The sequence below is a fragment of the Pseudomonas sp. LBUM1666 genome (assembly GCF_059695775.1).
Window position 1 is genome coordinate 4386564 of the sequence record NZ_CP166789.1, and the last position, 16740, is coordinate 4403303.

17 protein-coding genes are annotated in these 16740 nt (G+C 60.3%); 4 read left to right on the forward strand and 13 right to left on the reverse strand.

Annotated features, from left to right (window positions below; all coding sequences use genetic code 11):
- Positions 1-273 precede the first annotated feature (273 nt).
- Positions 274-1095, forward strand: a complete 822-nt coding sequence (locus ACA056_RS20040) for a c-type cytochrome (RefSeq protein WP_497273575.1) — start codon at positions 274-276, stop codon at positions 1093-1095.
- Between the two features lie 121 nt (positions 1096-1216).
- Here ACA056_RS20040 and ACA056_RS20045 read toward each other — a convergent pair whose 3' ends face one another.
- From ACA056_RS20045 to ACA056_RS20080, 8 genes are all read right to left on the reverse strand, one after another.
- Positions 1217-2026, reverse strand: a complete 810-nt coding sequence (locus tag ACA056_RS20045; RefSeq protein ID WP_497267194.1) for a transglutaminase family protein — start codon at positions 2024-2026, stop codon at positions 1217-1219.
- Positions 2023-2973, reverse strand: coding sequence for an alpha-E domain-containing protein (locus ACA056_RS20050; RefSeq protein WP_033055742.1), 951 nt, complete (start codon positions 2971-2973; stop codon positions 2023-2025). The genes ACA056_RS20045 and ACA056_RS20050 overlap by 4 nt, the downstream gene beginning before the upstream one ends.
- A 12-nt stretch (positions 2974-2985) precedes the next feature.
- Positions 2986-4395, reverse strand: coding sequence for a circularly permuted type 2 ATP-grasp protein (locus tag ACA056_RS20055; RefSeq protein ID WP_497267196.1), 1410 nt, complete (start codon positions 4393-4395; stop codon positions 2986-2988).
- Positions 4396-4789: 394 nt separating this feature from the next.
- On the reverse strand, positions 4790-5131 hold the full coding sequence (locus ACA056_RS20060) for a ribonuclease E inhibitor RraB (RefSeq protein ID WP_008148805.1): 342 nt from the start codon (positions 5129-5131) through the stop codon (positions 4790-4792).
- Between the two features lie 213 nt (positions 5132-5344).
- Complete coding sequence (locus tag ACA056_RS20065) at positions 5345-5578, reverse strand: hypothetical protein (RefSeq protein WP_497267198.1); 234 nt, start codon at positions 5576-5578, stop codon at positions 5345-5347.
- Positions 5579-5741: 163 nt separating this feature from the next.
- Positions 5742-6617 (reverse strand): polyamine aminopropyltransferase, encoded by an 876-nt coding sequence (gene speE, locus ACA056_RS20070; RefSeq protein WP_497267200.1) that lies wholly within the window; start codon positions 6615-6617, stop codon positions 5742-5744.
- 212 nt (positions 6618-6829) lie between these two features.
- Complete coding sequence (locus ACA056_RS20075; RefSeq protein WP_008148797.1) at positions 6830-7021, reverse strand: PLDc N-terminal domain-containing protein; 192 nt, start codon at positions 7019-7021, stop codon at positions 6830-6832.
- Between the two features lie 64 nt (positions 7022-7085).
- Positions 7086-7616, reverse strand: a complete 531-nt coding sequence (locus ACA056_RS20080) for a hypothetical protein (protein WP_497267202.1) — start codon at positions 7614-7616, stop codon at positions 7086-7088.
- 178 nt (positions 7617-7794) lie between these two features.
- On the opposite strand from ACA056_RS20080, the gene ACA056_RS20085 reads away from it, so the two are divergent.
- Entirely contained in the window at positions 7795-9276 is a 1482-nt protein-coding gene (locus tag ACA056_RS20085; protein WP_497267204.1) for a methyl-accepting chemotaxis protein, read from the forward strand.
- Between the two features lie 200 nt (positions 9277-9476).
- Positions 9477-9842 carry an Mpo1-like protein gene (locus ACA056_RS20090; protein ID WP_129442530.1) on the forward strand — a complete coding sequence of 122 codons (366 nt, stop codon included), beginning with the start codon at positions 9477-9479 and terminating at the stop codon, positions 9840-9842.
- Here ACA056_RS20090 and ACA056_RS20095 read toward each other — a convergent pair whose 3' ends face one another.
- The 3 genes from ACA056_RS20095 to ACA056_RS20105 form a co-directional block, all read right to left on the reverse strand.
- Positions 9843-10640 carry an acyl-CoA thioesterase gene (locus ACA056_RS20095; RefSeq protein ID WP_497267206.1) on the reverse strand — a complete coding sequence of 266 codons (798 nt, stop codon included), beginning with the start codon at positions 10638-10640 and terminating at the stop codon, positions 9843-9845.
- Positions 10641-10813: 173 nt separating this feature from the next.
- Entirely contained in the window at positions 10814-11572 is a 759-nt protein-coding gene (locus ACA056_RS20100; protein ID WP_497267208.1) for a CHAD domain-containing protein, read from the reverse strand.
- Between the two features lie 88 nt (positions 11573-11660).
- Positions 11661-11939 (reverse strand): hypothetical protein, encoded by a 279-nt coding sequence (locus ACA056_RS20105; protein ID WP_017337340.1) that lies wholly within the window; start codon positions 11937-11939, stop codon positions 11661-11663.
- 222 nt (positions 11940-12161) lie between these two features.
- Between ACA056_RS20105 and ACA056_RS20110 the strand changes: the two genes are divergently transcribed.
- The gene (locus ACA056_RS20110; protein ID WP_497267210.1) at positions 12162-13202 is read left to right on the forward strand and encodes a patatin-like phospholipase family protein; all 1041 of its coding nucleotides are present in this window, start codon (positions 12162-12164) and stop codon (positions 13200-13202) included.
- Positions 13203-13301: 99 nt separating this feature from the next.
- Here ACA056_RS20110 and ACA056_RS20115 read toward each other — a convergent pair whose 3' ends face one another.
- Positions 13302-14000, reverse strand: coding sequence for a response regulator (locus tag ACA056_RS20115; protein WP_497267212.1), 699 nt, complete (start codon positions 13998-14000; stop codon positions 13302-13304).
- Positions 14001-14068: 68 nt separating this feature from the next.
- Positions 14069-16714, reverse strand: a complete 2646-nt coding sequence (locus tag ACA056_RS20120) for a DUF4118 domain-containing protein (protein WP_497267214.1) — start codon at positions 16712-16714, stop codon at positions 14069-14071.
- Positions 16715-16740: the final 26 nt, after the last annotated feature.

The window sequence follows — 16740 nt, forward strand, 5'->3', positions numbered from 1 at the left end:
TGCAACGCTCTGCCGTCATGGAGAAATGCAGGCAGGCATCAGGAAATAACAATAAAGGCGGTCAAGCCATGTTCAAACAATCGAAAGTACGTCAAGCCGGGCTCATTCTTTTCGCCACTACGCTGTTGTTGATTTTGCCGAACCTGACCAAGGTGATCGGCTAGTCGGTCAATAAAAAATACGGCGCCAGGTTTTATATCGCCCTCTAAAAATGTGACTGGTTCGCTACCCGGGCCAGCGTGGGTGTGCCAACCTTTGCGGCACTTCCACGACATGGACGGCGATCACTTGAAAACGCTCATTCTGCTCGGGGCCTTGCTGCTCAGCACGCCTCTGTCTGCCGCACAACTGAACCTTGAGCTGGGCGCGAGCAGTCGCACCTGGCAAACCGAGGAATTGCTCAAGCATCCTCAGGTTCAGACCATCACCATCAGCAACGACGTTTCCTACAAACGGGACATGCGCTATCGCGCTGTTCCGGTGGCTGCGTTGTTGACGGGCATCAAGCCTGAAGACCATTTACAGGCAGTAGCCCTGGATGGTTTTGCCGCAGAACTGTCGGCTGCGCCGTTGCTCAACACCCAGGGTGCGCGTGCGTGGCTGGCGATTGAAGAACCCGCCAAGCCGTGGTCAGCGCTGTCGGAAGGCAAACCCGGCGCCGGGCCGTTCTATCTGGTCTGGACCGATCCGCAGGCGGGCGACATCAGCCCCGAGCAATGGCCATTTCAAGTGGCGAGTATCAAGCGCATGGCACCGGTGGCCGAGCGCTTCCCTGCCCTGCTGCCCGATCCGGCGTTGAAGGCTGACGATCCGGTGAACAAGGGCTTTGCGCTGTTTCAGAAGAATTGCCTGGCGTGTCATCGATTGAACGGCGCCGGGGATGCGCAGTTTGGGCCGGACCTGAATATTCCGTTTAACCCGACCGAGTACTTCGGCGCGGACTTCCTCAAGCGCTACATTCGTGATCCGCAGAGCTTGCGCCAGTGGCCACAGGCGAAGATGCCGGGGTTTTCGGCGACGGTGTTGCCGGACGGGGATCTGGAGCGGTTGGTGGGGTATTTGAAGCATATGGCTGGGCGCAAGGTTAAGCCGTAACACTATCCCTCTGTGGGAGCGAGCCTGCTCGCGATGGCGCCTGTTCAGTCAGAACTGCTGCGACTGACACACCGCTATCGCGAGCAGGCTCGCTCCCACAGGGGAATTGTGGAGTTCCGGATTATTGCTGTTGGACTGAGATAATCGGCATCGGTGTTGGCGAAACAAACACCTTCGCATGCATCTGCTCGCAACCACCACCACGCCGCATGCCACGCACCGGGCAGGCATCCAGGTAATCCAGGCCCACCGCCAGTTTCAGATGACGCTCAGGCCGCGCCAGTTCATTGGTCACGTCAAAGCTGTACCAGGCGTCATCGAGCCAGGCTTCCGCCCAGGCGTGACTGGCCAGGTGTTCGCAGTTCTCGCTGTACAAATAGCCCGACACATAACGCGAAGGAATGCCCAGGCTGCGAGCGCAGGCAAGAAACGCGTGGGTGTGGTCCTGACAAACACCCGAACGCCCGGCGAAGGCCTGGGCGGCGCTGGTGTCCACTTCGGTGGAGCCCGGCGTGTAGGTCATGTGCTGGTTCAGGCCATGCATCAAGTCGATCAGCGCCGTGCGATCCCGGCGCTGCTTGCATTCTTTCTCGGCGAACGCACGCAAGGCTTCGTCGGCTTCGGTCAGGCGCGTGAAGCGCAAGAACGGCAGCGCCGACTGGCTTTCATGCTCCGCCTCACGCAATTCGTCGATGTCCACCTGGCCCCGGGCGCCGATGATGATCGCCTCATGGGGCTCGTCCATGGTCAGCACATGCAGAATGTTGCCGAACGGATCGAGTTGCGCGCGCACCGGGCGCGGCAAGTCGAGCTGCCAGCTGAGCACATGCTGGCGCTCGCTGTCGTGGGGTGTCAATCGCAGGTACTGGATGCTCGCCCGCACCTGATCTTCGTAGTGATAGGTGGTCTCGTGGCTAATGGAAAGTCTCATGCAGCCTCCAGGTAGGAACTGTGTATGGCGTTACCCAACTGGCGCACCAGCGGGATGAACTCGGTCAGCCAGGCGTGCAGGCCTTCGTCGAGAATTTCGGTGATGCCGGTGTAGCGCAGGCGTGCGTCCATTTCCGCTGCCAGGCGTTGCGCGGGACGGCCGTTGGCCCCCGGCAATTGGGCAAGGATCTGGTCGATTTCTTCAGTGCAGGCGCGCAATGAACGCGGCACGTCAGCACGCAGCAACAGCAACTCAGCCACATGCCGGGCGCCGGGCGCATCGCGGTAGATCTCGGTGTAGGCCTCGAACGAGGACAACGCCCGCAGCAAAGCACTCCACTGGTAATACGCGTGAGCGGTGCCATCGCTGACCGCCTCTGCCTGATCGCCAGCCATTTCGTAGCGGGCGTCGAGCAGGCGCAACGTGTTGTCGGCCCTTTCGATAAACGTCCCCAGACGAATAAAGCGGAACGCATCGTTACGCATGATCGTGCCGTAGGACGCGCCGCGGAACAGGTGGGAACGTTCCTTGATCCACTCGCAGAATCGACTCATGCCGTAGCGACTCAAGCCTTGATCCGCTATCCCGCGGATTTCCAGCCAAGTGGCATTGATGTTTTCCCACATGTCGGCGGTGATTCGCCCACGCACCGCATGGGCACTGGCCCGCGCGGCGCCGAGGCAACTGTAGATGCTCGCCGGGTTGGCCGCGTCCAGGGCGAAGAAATGCAGCAGCCGTTCAGCATGCAAATCACCGTGGCGCTCCAGATAATCGTCCAGGGTGCCAGTGATCAGCAACGGCATGGCGAGTTCGTGCAGACCGTCACCGCGACCATCCTGCGGCATCAGCGAAAGCGAATAACTGATGTCGAGCATCCGTGCGAGGTTTTCCGCCCGCTCCAGGTAACGCGACATCCAATACAAATCCGAGGCAGTTCTACTTAACATGGCAGGCTTCCTTCAATCCTCGACCACCCAGGTGTCCTTGGTTCCACCGCCCTGGGATGAATTCACCACCAGAGAGCCTTCGCGCAGGGCAACACGGGTCAAACCGCCGGGCACAACCCGGGTTTCGCGGCCAGACAATACAAACGGACGCAGGTCGATGTGGCGTGGAGCGATGCCGTTTTCGACAAAGGTCGGACAGGTCGACAGGGACAACGTCGGTTGGGCGATGTACGCGTGGGGCTTGGCTTTGATCCGCGCGCGGAAAGATTCGATTTCCGCCGCCGTCGCCGCCGGTCCGACCAGCATTCCGTAACCACCGGAGCCCTGGGTTTCCTTGACCACCAGCTCTGGAAGATTGGCCAGTACATGGGACAGTTCGGAGGGATTACGACACTGCCACGTCGGCACATTCTTCAGAATCGGCTCTTCATCCAGGTAGAAACGGATCATGTCCGTGACGAATGGATACACCGACTTGTCGTCCGCGACCCCGGTGCCGATGGCATTTGCCAGCACGACATTGCCGGAGCGGTATGACGACAGCAGCCCTGGAACGCCGAGCATCGAGTCCGGGTTGAACGCCAACGGATCAAGGAATGCATCGTCGAGGCGCCGGTAGATCACGTCGACGGCTTTCGGCCCGTCCGTGGTGCGCATGAACACCTTGTCATCGCGCACGAACAGGTCCGCGCCTTCCACCAGCTCAACGCCCATTTCCCGCGCCAGAAACGCATGTTCAAAGAACGCGCTGTTGAAACGACCCGGCGTCAGCACCACCACGCTCGGGTTATCAATCGGGCTGGAGCTTTTCAGGGTGTCGAGCAACAGGTTCGGATAATGATCGATAGGGGCAATGCGCTGGGCCGCGAACAACTCGGGGAACAACCGCATCATCATCTTGCGGTCTTCGAGCATGTAGCTCACGCCGCTCGGTGTACGAAGGTTGTCTTCGAGCACGTAGTACGTGCCGTCGCCATCGCGCACCAGATCGACCCCAGAGATGTGGGAATAGATATCGCGGTGCAGATCGAGCCCTTGCATCGCCAACTGGTATTGCTCGTTGGCCAGCACCTGCTCGGCCGGAATGATGCCGGCCTTGATGATGCGCTGCTCGTGATAGAGGTCGGCGAGGAACATGTTCAACGCCTTGACCCGCTGAATACAGCCGCGCTCGACAACTCGCCATTCACTGGCGGGGATGCTGCGGGGGATGGTGTCGAAGGGAATCAGGCGCTCTGTCCCTTGCTCATCACCATAGAGCGTGAATGTAATCCCGGCGCGATGAAATAACAGATCGGCCTCGCGTCGCCGTTGTGCCAAAAGCTCGTCAGGCGTTTCGGCCAGCCAACGGGCAAACTCCCGATAATGCGGGCGGACCAGGCCGCCGGCATCGTACATCTCATCAAAATAGGTGCGGATCATGCCGTACTCCTTGTCACCCGGACATCTGGGCTTCGCAAAGCCCGTGCCATCGGCATAAACGCTTTGATATCAATCAGTTGGATAATCGCACTGCACGCTCCGCACCAATCCTGTGCGGTAAATGCCCCCACCTGATCGCCCCCGCTTCATTGCGAAGCAATGTTGTCGCCTATCACCAGCATAGCCAGAGTTGATTTCACTGCCCGGGAGTCGATGCGGATAATCCGCGCATTCGCTGAAAATCTTGACGAACTTCCCTTTAGCCGCCTGCTCAGGCGGTTTTTTTTGCGCCGGATTCTTGCTTCAGGGTTTTGCCAGGTGAGTTTTCTGGCGCACAAACGAAAACGGCCAACCCGAAGGTCAGCCGTTGCTGAGTGTTGTCACTGTTCATAAGTTATGCGAGTCGCCCTCGTACCTCCTGCTTGACGCCCCATCCTTCGATGATGCCGCCCAAAGGCTCGACCACCGCCTCGAAATCCTGCTCAAAATCGCCGATGCCGTCATAAGTGGCGTACATCACTTTGCTCAGTTCCAGGTACCACGCGCCGTCGTCGCGCACGCTGATTTGTGCATTCAAGGATTCACCACAGTAATGCCCTGCCGCCCTGCGTGCCCGCTCCTCGTCCGGGAAAATGGCGTAGAACTCGATGGGATGGAATCGTGAAAAGTCGAAGCCGCCTTCTTTCATGCGGCGCAAGACGCTGGTGCTGATGTCTTCTTGATAGGCTGTGCTCATGAAACGTCCCCCTCAGACTGATGGATAGACTTTCCGTATTCCCGGCACTCGCAACCGAATGGGGCGAGCGATGCGGCAACAACGTTGCCGGTGGGAAGCAAGCATGTAGCTGACAAGACCAGACCTTAGCGATCCGTTCGCTGATCTCGATTGCAGAGTAGCCTCAAGATAGAGCCGCTGCCAAGGCCTGGTTAGGAATGTGACAGGAGATGTTCAGATTGGCGTGATGCTGAGGATTTCAATGCTGCACTGGGTCTTCAGACTTTTGACAGTCGGATCATCGGTGCGCCCTTCCAGATCGTTTAGGTCCAGTTCGGCAGCCACAGGCAGACGCCGGGCGCGAATAAGTTTCGCGGCTTGCTCGTTGTTCGGGCACTCCTCGCTCTCGAACACCTCGTCAACTTGCTCACCGTGATCATCAACGAAAGTGACTTTCCACTTTTGCATCAGGTGCCTCCTCGATAAAACCCATGGATGGGCTTACATGTATCTCGACCTTGTACCCCGGCCAATCGTTCAACCGGTCCTTCTATAAGTGAAGCATGAAAAAAGGGCCATCTCCGGTGTGTTTTCACACAACCTGAGAGGGCCCTTTCTGGCTTGCTCGATATCAGTCGTTGCTAGGCTTGTTCACAGCCTGCAGAACGTATTGCGGCAAGGCGAAGGCGCCGATGTGGATTTCCGGGTTGTAGTAGCGGGTGATGATGCCGCTGCCGGCGAAGCGCTGCTGCAGGGTTTCGCGGGACAATTTGCGATAGGCGGTATTGGTCGCGCCCCAGGCGAAGGTCATGGCGCCGCCGATGTAGGTCGGCACGGCCGCCTGATAGAAGTGCCAGTCCGGGAACAGGCTGCGCAGGCGCCCGGCGGTGGTTTTGACTACTTCGATTTGCATGAACGGCGTGCCGTTCTGGGTCACCAGGATGCCGCCTTCGTTCAGGCAGCGACGGCAAGCCTGGTAGAAGTTTTCCGAGAACAACACTTCGCCCGGGCCGATCGGGTCGGTGGAGTCGGAAATGATCACGTCGAATTTTTCGGTGGTGGTGGCGACGAAACGCATGCCGTCGTCGATCACCAGGTTCAGGCGTGGATCAGCGAACGCACCCTTGGAGTGGTTCGGCAGGAATTCCTTGCACATGTCGACCACGGTGCCGTCGATCTCGACCATGGTGATGTGCTCGATACTGCGGTGCTTGGCCACTTCACGCAGCATGCCGCCGTCGCCGCCACCGATGATCAGCACGCGCCTGGCAGCGCCATGCGCCAGGATCGGCACATGGGTCAACATCTCGTGGTAGATGAATTCGTCGGCTTCGGTGGTCTGGATCACGCCGTCCAGCGCCATGACGCGACCCATGCGCGGATTTTCGAAAATTACCAGGTGTTGGTGTTCGGTGTGCACTTCGTGCAACAGTTTTTCCATGCGAAAACGCTGGCCGTAGCCTTCGTAGAGGGTTTCCAGGTACTCGCTGGTCGGGGTGTTGCTCATGGGAAGTGCTCCGATGAATGCGGGTGGCAAGCCGCGAATTCTACGTCGCGGGACATGACAGGTCGAACCTTCGTCTGTCGGGTAGGCATAGAACAGTGTGGGAGCGAGCCTGCTCGCGATAAACGATAACGCGGTTTACAGGGAAACCGCGGCGTCTGCATCGCGAGCAGGCTCGCTCCCACAGGGGAAAGGTGTCGGCTTTGGGTGCGTATTCAGATTCGGACGTTGCCTCGTGGCCCGGCGATGGCCCAGATGATCAGGCCCAGCACCGGCAGCAGCAGGATCAGCAGCACCCAGATGATTTTCATCCCTGTGTCGGCACCACTTTTGAGCACGTTGATGATTGCCCAGATGTCCAGGGCAAGAATAATCAGGCCAATCAGACCGTTGAACGTGGAACCCATGGTGTCGCTCCCAAAGAGTGGTGTGCACTCTTAGGATAGCCGGGCCTTGCGAGGGTTCCGTTTTTTAAACGTGGACGGCAATTTTGAGGGCTTCCAGCGAGGGTGCGGCAGTAATGCCGACTTTAGCGCACAACTCGAGCACGCGCGGCACGTCGTTGCCGTAGACCAGCACCACTTGCAGTTCGTCGTCGAGCAACTGACTGAAGTTCATCAGCGTGTAGCCGCCGTTTTCCTTGTTCATGCTGCCCATCTGCACCTGAATGCGATTGAGTGCGGTCAGGGCTTCAGTCTTGGCCAGTTGCTTGGGTTTGATATTGAAATCAACGCCGGGCCCGAACGAGGAAACGATCTGGGCGAACAGGTCCATGTAGGTGTCGGCCTGGAACAGCACGGTCTCCGGCAAACTGCCGACGACGACCCACTCGCCCAGCGGAATCGGGAACGTTTCGTCGTAGTTGATATCCGGATTGGCCGTCAGAAAAGCCTCGGGATCGGCGTAGGCCTGGGCCGCTTCGTCAGCGACTTTCAGGATTTCGTCATCGCTCATGCACCCGGAGCTGATTTTGCTGATGAGTTCGACGAGTGCGGCTTTCATGGGGCGGAATCCTGTAGCGAGGGAATTTTGAAGGCGCGAAGAATAACGCATTACGCCCCGCAATTCCTGCGCGCGAGCATGGCCGGGATTGTTGACCCACATCAAGATCCAGCGCCCTGAGTAGCGGCACAATACTGGCACCTTGCCGAAACTGTTTCCGCTATCAGAGAAGACCTCCATGGGTGCCTGGCTTAGCAATATCTCGCTGAAATACAAATTCTGGGCGGTCAACGCCGTCGCCTTCGTCACCACTTTGCTGCTGGTGTTGTACGCCGTACAGCTCGAACAACAGGCCCGCAGCCATGCTTATCAGGCATCGGCACAAGCCCAGGCGCGACTGCTCAACGCCTGGCCCGCCGGCCAGCCGCTCCCCAAAGCCGATAACGTGCTGACGTTCAGTCGCGGGCAGGCACCGTTGCTGAACGGTCAGCCGGTATTGGAACTGGTCGATTCCAACGGCTGGGTCGAAATCAATGCCATGCCGCTGTTCGGCAACAACCCGTTGATGGGTGCCGAAGTGTTTACGCGCACGGATGGCAATCAGATCGCGGTGATTGCCCATGGCCCGAGTCTGACCCAGGTCTTTGGCGAGCGTTTTCCCAACTATGCCGTGGCGGTGGCGATCCTGATGCTGGCGATGCTCGGCGCTTCGCAATTGTTGATCCGCTTCCTGCTCAGCCAGCTCAATACGCTGAAGGACGTGATGCTCCACGTCGAGAAAACCGGTGACCTGTCGGCCCGTGTGCCGCTGGCCTGCACTGACGAAGTCGGGCAGATGGCCAATGCCTTCAACGCCATGCAGGCCGGTTACCAGCGAGTGGTCAACACCGTTGCCAGCACCGCCCGGCAACTGGATGTCGGCGCGGCGCGGCTGGCGTCGAGCATGAACGAGGTGCGTCACGGCATGCTAGGCCAGCAAAGCGAAACCGATCAGGCCGCCACGGCGATCAACGAAATGACTGCCACGGTCTATCACATTGCCCAGCACGCCGGCGCCACCCGCGATCTCTCGCAAACCGCCGACACCCTGGCCGGCAGCGGGCAGGAAGTGGTCAGTCGGGTGCAGAAGTCGATTGCCGGTTTGTCCAGCGGGGTGCAGCAGACTGCCGAGATGATTCAGCGTCTGGCCGAGGACAGTCAGAAGATCAACGGCGTGGTCAGTGTGATTCACAGCATCGCCGAGCAGACCAATCTGCTGGCGCTGAACGCAGCGATTGAAGCGGCCCGTGCCGGTGAAATGGGTCGCGGTTTTGCGGTGGTCGCCGATGAAGTGCGTAACCTGGCCAAACGTGTCCAGACCTCCACTGACGAGATCACGATCATGGTTTCCGCGTTGCAGGCCGGGACTCGGGACGCGGTGGATTTCATGCAGGAAAGCTCGTTCAAGGCCGACGATTGCGTGCAGCAGGCTCAGGAGGCCGGCGCAGCCTTGGCAGAGATCACCAGCGCCGTGGCACAGATGCGTGAAAGCAACACGCAGATCGCCGTGGCGGCCGAGCAACAGAGCCACGTGGCGGAAGAGATGAATCGGGCGGTGGTGAGCATTCGGGATGTGACCGAGAACACCGTGCAGCAGACCGTGGATTCGGCGACTACCAGCAATGAGCTGGCGGCGTTGGCGGGGGAATTGAGCAAGGCTATCGGTCAGCTGAAGCTTTGACGGCCCCTTCGCGAGCAGGCTCGCTCCCACATTTGATCGCATTCCAATGTGGGAGCGAGCCTGCTCGCGATGGCATCAGCTCAATCAACATCAATTCCGAACATGACACCTATCACTCCGATAGCCAGCCTTGATTCGCCGACTGGTTTGGCCCGGCCTATTCTTTGTTCAAGAGCCTCAACGAACCAAGGATTACCATCATGGGCAAACGTCACCCCAACCTTCCCGCCTGGCAATGGCGAGCGTACCCGAACAATCACCAGCACCCGACCAATCTGGTGCTGCACCTGATTGCCGTGCCGCTGTTCATCGTGGCGTTTCTGCTGATTGTCTCGGGGGTGTTCAGTCTGAGTTTCGCGAATGTCGCGATTGGCGTCATCGGCCTGCTCGCCGCCCTCGGCCTGCAACGCCACGGTCACCGCCTGGAAGCGCAAGCCTCCGAACCGTTCAGTGATCGCAAAGATGCAGTGTCGCGCTTGCTGGTCGAGCAGTTCCTGACCTTCCCACGGTTCTTCCTGAGCGGCGGCTGGTGGCGCGCCTGGCGTGAGCGCCACCGTCGTCACTGATCAGGCGAAAATCGTCACCGTCTGCCGGCTCATGGCAATCAACTGACCGTCCGCGTTCCACAATTTCGCGGCCGCATGACCGTAGCCGTCAGTGGCATGCTCGATCTCGACGAGGTATTTGCACCAGTCCAGCGTGCTCAGTTCGAGCAACGGTTGGACGAATTCGATGGTCCAGGTCAGCGTGCTGCCCATCGCCGGTTTTTTCAGGTGCGGCAACAGCGCCGGAGGCCAGGCATCGACCAGCGCCAGGATATGCGACTCGCTGACGGCCTCTTGCTTCACGTCCCCACGCAAGCGCACCCAGCCGCCCATCTCGCGGGATTTGTTACCCGTGAATGGCAGGCCGCCGACGCTCCAGCGCATCGCCAGATGCCGCATGAATTCCGGGGTCACGCCTTTGATGTAAGGCAATTCCTGGCAGTCGTCCCAGTGCTTCATCTCGGGTGCCGGTTCGGCAATCACCGCCACTTCCGACGGCCGCGAGGCGCCGAAGCTGCCCTGGACCAACGTCACCACCTGGCCCTTCTGCATCGCCCGCCCCAGCACCTGGCTGACAGCCTTGCCTTCACGCAACACATCGACTTCAAAACTGACTGGCACTTCAGGCTCGACCGGGCCGACAAAGGTGATCGCCAGCGAACGCACCGGACGATCCGCCGGGACTTTTGCGCGCATGGCTTCGTACTGCAAGGCGGCCACCAGGCCACCGAAACTGGCACGCCCCTGAGCCCATTCGGCCGGGATTGACAGCTCCAGCGGCTGGCTGCGGACAGCGTCGAGCAGATCGGAAAAGCGCATGGAAACCTCAGAGTGGGAAAAGGATGAAGGGATCTTAACCAGCCCGCGAGGATGGTACAGCGCTTATTCCGGCCAAATTGACTGACAGATAAGCCGGAAAGCACCGCCATCTCTGTAGCAGCAGCCGAAGGTTGCGTTCGGCTGCTGCTACATAGATCTGTCTTGTGGTGGTTTCAGGATTTGAAGCAAGCGGCGCTGAGTTTGTCGAGGACGCGGTCGGCGCGGCCTTCGGCCTTGGCCATGGCAGTTTTCCAGGCCCCGACGCAGGGATGCAAATCGGCTTCCTGTTCGGCCCTGGCCAGCCATTGCCAGCAATCGTGCCAATCGCCCAAGGCACCTTGCGCGGACTTCAAGCGCGGCATCGCCGCTTTCGGCAGTCGATCCAGTTCGGGATAGGCTTCGATGCCATAGCGCACGCGCTTGATCAGCAGGCGCAAACGGTGGCGATCATGCGCCGGATCGTGCAGGGCTTGATCGAGTTTCTTCCATTGTTTGGCCAAACGTTTTTCGATGCACTGACGCAAGCCCTTGAGCAAGCCCTGACGCTGAGAAGCCCGCAGAAAGCGCGGAAAGGCGTCGAGGATCATCAGCAACTGCGCCACTTCAGGACTCGTCGCGACCGCCGGGTAAGCCACGGCCATCTGCGCCATACGCCGATGGGCAGCCTCGGGTTGATCATGCTCGAGCAGGTACGCCGCCAGCACTTCGCGATCGCGCAATGGCGTGGTCAAGTCACCGACCCGGGACGCCGCCGCTTCCAGCTGTTCGACCCCGGGCAAGCCACGCAATGGCCGCAGCAGACTGCGCAAACGGCGAACCGTGGTACGCAGATCGTGCAGCGCTTCAGGGTCGGTGCGGGCACTCAAGCGTGCCTGACAGGCCAGCAAACGGACTTCCAGGCCCAGGACATGGGCCACCAACCGGTTAATCATGGGGTTTACTCCATAAACAGCTGCAAGCCGCCAGCCGAAATCTGGGGCGACCGACTTATTGCTTGCAGCTTAGAGCTTAGAGCTGCTTTCAGCGCCCCGCGCGCGATTCACGAATATAAAAACGCGCCTTCTCGGCCTTCTTGGTGCAGCCTTCGAACGCTTCGAATTGCTGCTGGGTCTTGGCGCCGGTCAGCAGCGACAGAGCCTTGGAATAGCTGACAGTTCCGGCAAAACCTTCAGCCTTGGCCAGATCCAGTTCACGCCACGCGGCATCGATCCCGCTACCGCAGCTGTCACGGTAAGCGGTTTTGCCGGCACATCCGGCGAGTGCCAGGGCAATCAAAGGCACACAGATCCAGGCTTTCATTACTCACACCTCAAAGTTAGGTAAACAGTCGTGCAGTTAAGACGGTCTGGCGCGTGAAAAGTGCCTTGGCCCCGCCTCGGAAACTCTAGCGCTCGCGAGAATACCCATCTGCCGCCATGGAGTGTCGAAAAAACGACGCCCTCGCCTCGCGGAACGACCTTAGCGATTGAAGCGCGCCCCTCGATGGGTGCATTGTTGAACCTTGTCAGACGAGGGCGATTCATGAAAAAGCGTGTCGCGCTGGTGCTGGGCTCAGGTGGGGCCCGGGGCTACGCCCATATCGGGGTCATTGAAGAGATCGAACGGCGTGGCTACGACATCGCCTGCATTGCCGGTTGTTCAATGGGCGCGGTGGTTGGCGGGATCTATGCTGCCGGTAAACTCGATGAATATCGCAACTGGATCGAAAGCCTCGATTACCTCGATGTCTTGCGCCTGGTGGACGTCAGTTTTCGTCTGGGTGCGATTCGCGGGGAGAAGGTTTTCGGGCAAATCCGCAAGATCGTCGGCGAGATCAATATCGAAGACTTGCGCATCCCCTACACGGCGGTGGCCACCGACCTGACCAACCAACAGGAAATCTGGTTTCAGGAAGGTTGTCTGCACCAGGCCATGCGCGCTTCGGCGGCGATTCCCAGCCTGTTCACCCCGGTGATGCAGGGCAACCGCATGCTGGTGGACGGCGGCATCCTCAACCCTTTACCGATCGTGCCGGTGGTGTCGAGTCATTGCGACCTGATCATCGCGGTCAACCTCAACTCCACCAACCAGCGCCACTATCAACTGCCGGTGATCCAGCGCCCGGCGGCGTTCAAGACCCGCTTCGACAGCCTGATCAACTCGCTCGGTTCAAAATTGCCCTTCCGCCGCAAACAGGCGGAACAATTGCTGCTGCTGGAAAAGGAAGCGTTGATGGCAGAAGCGGCCGAGATCAACCCCTGGATCGAATCCGCCGAACCCGAAGCCCAGCAACCGGCAGCCGCCCCTGAACGCGACGGCGCACCGAAGTCCGCCACCGGTTCGTTCATCATCGATAACGTCGGGCCGGCGTCTTTGCTGGACCTGATTAACCAGAGTTTCGAGGTGATGCAAACCTCATTGGCGCAGTACAAGATCGCTGGTTATCCGCCGGATATTCTGATCAACGTGCCAAAGCGGGTGTGCCGGTTTTTCGAGTTTTACAAGGCGCCGGAATTGATCGCGCTGGGGCGGGAGATTGCGCGGGATACGCTGGATCGGTATGAAAGTGAACGGGATTCCTGAAATTCTCGGGTGAATGAAAAGACCCCATCGCGAGCAAGATCGTATTCCAATGTGGGAGCGAGCTTGCTCGCGATGGGGCCGGATCATTCAACACAAAACCTAAAGACCACCCTCACTCAACAACCGATACCCGACCCCAGCCTCGGTGACGATAAACCGCGGCTGCGTCGGGTCGTCCGCCAGTTTCTGGCGCAGGTGCCCGACCACAATCCGCAAATAGTGAGTGTCCTCGGTATGGGTCGGCCCCCAAATATCCTTGAGCAATTGCTGCTGGGTGATGACCCGCCCCGGATGTCGCGCCAGTTGCGCCAGCACCGCGTATTCCTTGCGGGTCAGCGCGACTTCGGTGCCGTCGAGCAACACCCGGCGGTACGCCAGATCCACGGTCAACGGGCCGAACGTCAGCGCCGCTTGCTGCGCTTCTCCCGCAGGCGCCTGACGCAACAAGGCACGCACCCGTGCAAGAAACTCCTGAATACCAAACGGCTTGGTCACGTAGTCGTTGGCGCCGTTGTCGAGCGCTTCGACTTTCTGCCCTTCACTGGCGCGCACCGAGAGCACCAGCACCGGCACCGTCGACCACTCGCGAAACTCGCGCAGCACTTGCTGGCCGTCCATGTCCGGCAGGCCGAGGTCGAGTACCAGCAGGTCCGATTTATTCAGTGCCGCCTGGGCCAGGCCTTCGGTGCCAGTGCCGGCCTCCAGCACTTTGTAGCCTTGGGAAACAAGGCTGATGCGCAGAAATTTACGGATCTGCGGTTCGTCGTCGATGACCAAAATGGTCGCGGTCTGGCTCATGAATTCACATCAACACAAAGAAGTGGCAAGAGAGTAGCGCAAGCGCGATCAGGCTTCACTTTCGGCTCTTAATTTTCAAAGGCCGGCTGAGCCTGCAACGGCAGGTGCAAGGTGATGCAGGTGCCGCGCCCCTCGATGCCATCGGCGACGCTGATCCGCCCGCCATGGGCACCGACCATGCCCTGACAGATCGCCAGCCCCAGCCCCGTGCCTTGCCCGCCACGATCACCGCGCGCGGCGGTGTAGAACATGTCGAAAATCTTCGCCCGCTCCTCCTCTGGAATCCCTGGCCCCTCGTCGCTGACCGAGAAAAACAGTTCGCTGTCGTCGACCCCGGCGCGTAATTGCAAACGCCCGTGAGACGGTGAAAAACGCGCAGCGTTTTCCAGGACGTTGACCAGCGCCTGTTCGATCAGCGCGGCGTGAACGTACAGCAGCGGCAATTCGGGTGGCACTTCGGTACTGACCTGCAACGGCGCCAGCACCGCACGCAGGCGATTGAGTGAGCTGCCGACGATGTCTGCCGGCGATACCCAATCCCGCGCCAGCTTCAGGGCACCATGACCGAGGCGGGTCATGTCCAGCAGGTTTTGAATGTAGCGATCGAGGCGCTCGGCTTCATCGCGAGTGCCTTCGAGCAGTTCGCGGCGATCCTCCAGCGGGATGGCTTCACCGAGGGCCAACAGGCTGTCGATGCTGCCGCGCATGGAGGTCAGCGGCGTGCGCAAATCGTGGGACACCGAGGCCAGCAAGGCACTGCGCAGTTGCTCGGTTTCGCCGTGCAACCGGGCGGCTTCCAGGTCTTCGGCCAATTGAGCCCGGGCCAGCGCCTGGGCCAGTGGCTGGCTCAGCGCAGTCAGCAAACGCCGACGCTGGCCGCTCAAGGTCTGGCCTTCTTTGGCGCACACGCCGAGCAGCGCCAACGGCCCGTCTTCCACCGACAACGGCCACCACCACCAACGTCCGAACGGCAGCGTGCCGGTGCCCGCGCCGGCCGGTTGATCGTGTTGCCAGGCCCAATCGGCAGCAGCGCGCTCGGCTTCGGAGAATTCCAGCGGGCCACCGGTTTCGACTTTCCAGCCGCCCTGCCCGTCTTGATTGAGCAGGCAGAGTTGCAGATCACTCCAGCCATCGAGGTGCTGGGCCGCTGCGCTGACCACCGCCTGGCGGTCGGTGGCGGCAGTGAGTTTGCGCGACAGGTCGAGCAATTCGGTGGTCTCTTCCTGAGTGTCGCGCAGCGCCTGCAATTGCCGCCGTTGCCGGGCCGCGAGGTTACCGGTGAGCGCCGCCATCAGCAGGAAGAACAGCAAGGTCAGCACGTCTTCTTCGCGCTGGATGCTGAAGGAGAAAGTCGGCGGAATGAACAGAAAGTCATAGGTCAGAAACGACAGCGCCGCACAAGCCAGCGCCGGGCCCAGGCTGCTGCGCACCGCCACCAGCAACACCGCGGCGAGGAACACCAACGAGATATTCGGCAGCGGCAAGACACTCGCCACCGCCCAGGCCAAGGCACTGGCGAGCACCGTCGCCATCAACGCCAGCGCGTAGTCGAACCACACCAGCGACTGCGCCGAACGCTGGCGCGGCTGATGCTGTTCGTGGTCGCTGTCGAGGACGTTGATTTCCAGCCCGCGCGCATCGCGCAGCAATCGTGACGCCAGACCGCCGCCGAACAACCGCCGATGCAAACGCTGCCGGGATTGACCGACCAACACCAGACTGGCGCGGCGTTCGGCGGCGTGCTGAATTAAGGTTTTTGCCACCTCACCGGCCCGCAACAACACCACTTCGCCGCCGAGGCGTTCGGCCAATTGCTGGGCACTTTGCAGACGTAGCCGTGACTGCTCGTCACGCACACTGCCGTTGTCCACATGCACCAGGCTCCACGGCAAATGCCGACGCTGGGCGACGCGACTGGCGTGACGCACCAGGCGTTCGGCCTGTGCATCGCCATCGACGCCGACTAGCAAGCGACCGCGTACCGCTGGCGCCGCTTGGCCGAGCTGGCGATAGCCCTGGGCCAAATCATCATCGACCTGAGCGGCGGCGGTTTGCATCGCCAGTTCCCGCAGGGCCGTGAGGTTGGTCTGGGTGAAAAAGGCGTCGATCGCCGCCCTCGCCTGCTCCGGCACGTAAACCTTGCCATCGCGCAAACGCTCGAGCAGCTCACGCGGCGGCAGGTCGATCAGCAGCAGTTCGTAGGCTTCTTGCAGCACCCAGTCCGGCAGGGTTTCGCGGACCTGCACGCCCGTGATCCCACGCACTTTGTCGTTAAGACTTTCCAGGTGCTGGACGTTGACTGTGGTGAACACGTCAATGCCTGCAGAGAGCAGTTCCTGAATGTCTTGCCAGCGTTTGGTGTGGCGACTGCCGGGGGCGTTGCTGTGGGCCAGTTCGTCCACCAGCACCAGTTTCGGTTTGGCAGCGAGCAGGCCGTCGAGGTCCATTTCTTCGAGCATCACACCGCGGTATTCCGAACGCACCAACGGCTGCTGCGGCAAGCCGCCGAGCAGCGCTTCGGTTTCGGCGCGACCGTGGGTTTCGACCACGCCGGCAATGACTTTCACGCCTTGGCGCAGTTGGGTGTGGGCCGCTTGCAGCATGGCGTAAGTCTTGCCGACACCGGGCGCGGCGCCGAGAAAAACCTTGAGCCGGCCACGGCCATCGCGGGGCAGGTCTGCTAACAGCGCGTCGGCGCGGCCGGAGTCACTCATGGTTGAAGCTCACTTTATTCAGATGT

What these genes read in the sequence shown, in the direction of transcription:
- ACA056_RS20100 (WP_497267208.1), bottom strand. Translation starts at nt 11,572, where the DNA reads ATGATTAACCGGTTGGTGGCCCATGTCCTGGGCCTGGAAGTCCGTTTG.
- ACA056_RS20045 (WP_497267194.1), bottom strand. Translation starts at nt 2,026, where the DNA reads ATGAGACTTTCCATTAGCCACGAGACCACCTATCACTACGAAGATCAG.
- ACA056_RS20090 (WP_129442530.1), top strand. Translation starts at nt 9,477, where the DNA reads ATGGGCAAACGTCACCCCAACCTTCCCGCCTGGCAATGGCGAGCGTAC.
- ACA056_RS20095 (WP_497267206.1), bottom strand. Translation starts at nt 10,640, where the DNA reads ATGCGCTTTTCCGATCTGCTCGACGCTGTCCGCAGCCAGCCGCTGGAG.
- ACA056_RS20110 (WP_497267210.1), top strand. Translation starts at nt 12,162, where the DNA reads ATGAAAAAGCGTGTCGCGCTGGTGCTGGGCTCAGGTGGGGCCCGGGGC.
- ACA056_RS20075 (WP_008148797.1), bottom strand. Translation starts at nt 7,021, where the DNA reads ATGGGTTCCACGTTCAACGGTCTGATTGGCCTGATTATTCTTGCCCTG.
- ACA056_RS20080 (WP_497267202.1), bottom strand. Translation starts at nt 7,616, where the DNA reads ATGAAAGCCGCACTCGTCGAACTCATCAGCAAAATCAGCTCCGGGTGC.
- ACA056_RS20055 (WP_497267196.1), bottom strand. Translation starts at nt 4,395, where the DNA reads ATGATCCGCACCTATTTTGATGAGATGTACGATGCCGGCGGCCTGGTC.
- ACA056_RS20120 (WP_497267214.1), bottom strand. Translation starts at nt 16,714, where the DNA reads ATGAGTGACTCCGGCCGCGCCGACGCGCTGTTAGCAGACCTGCCCCGC.
- ACA056_RS20040 (WP_497273575.1), top strand. Translation starts at nt 274, where the DNA reads ATGGACGGCGATCACTTGAAAACGCTCATTCTGCTCGGGGCCTTGCTG.
- ACA056_RS20050 (WP_033055742.1), bottom strand. Translation starts at nt 2,973, where the DNA reads ATGTTAAGTAGAACTGCCTCGGATTTGTATTGGATGTCGCGTTACCTG.
- ACA056_RS20085 (WP_497267204.1), top strand. Translation starts at nt 7,795, where the DNA reads ATGGGTGCCTGGCTTAGCAATATCTCGCTGAAATACAAATTCTGGGCG.
- ACA056_RS20115 (WP_497267212.1), bottom strand. Translation starts at nt 14,000, where the DNA reads ATGAGCCAGACCGCGACCATTTTGGTCATCGACGACGAACCGCAGATC.
- speE (WP_497267200.1), bottom strand. Translation starts at nt 6,617, where the DNA reads ATGAGCAACACCCCGACCAGCGAGTACCTGGAAACCCTCTACGAAGGC.
- ACA056_RS20105 (WP_017337340.1), bottom strand. Translation starts at nt 11,939, where the DNA reads ATGAAAGCCTGGATCTGTGTGCCTTTGATTGCCCTGGCACTCGCCGGA.
- ACA056_RS20065 (WP_497267198.1), bottom strand. Translation starts at nt 5,578, where the DNA reads ATGCAAAAGTGGAAAGTCACTTTCGTTGATGATCACGGTGAGCAAGTT.
- ACA056_RS20060 (WP_008148805.1), bottom strand. Translation starts at nt 5,131, where the DNA reads ATGAGCACAGCCTATCAAGAAGACATCAGCACCAGCGTCTTGCGCCGC.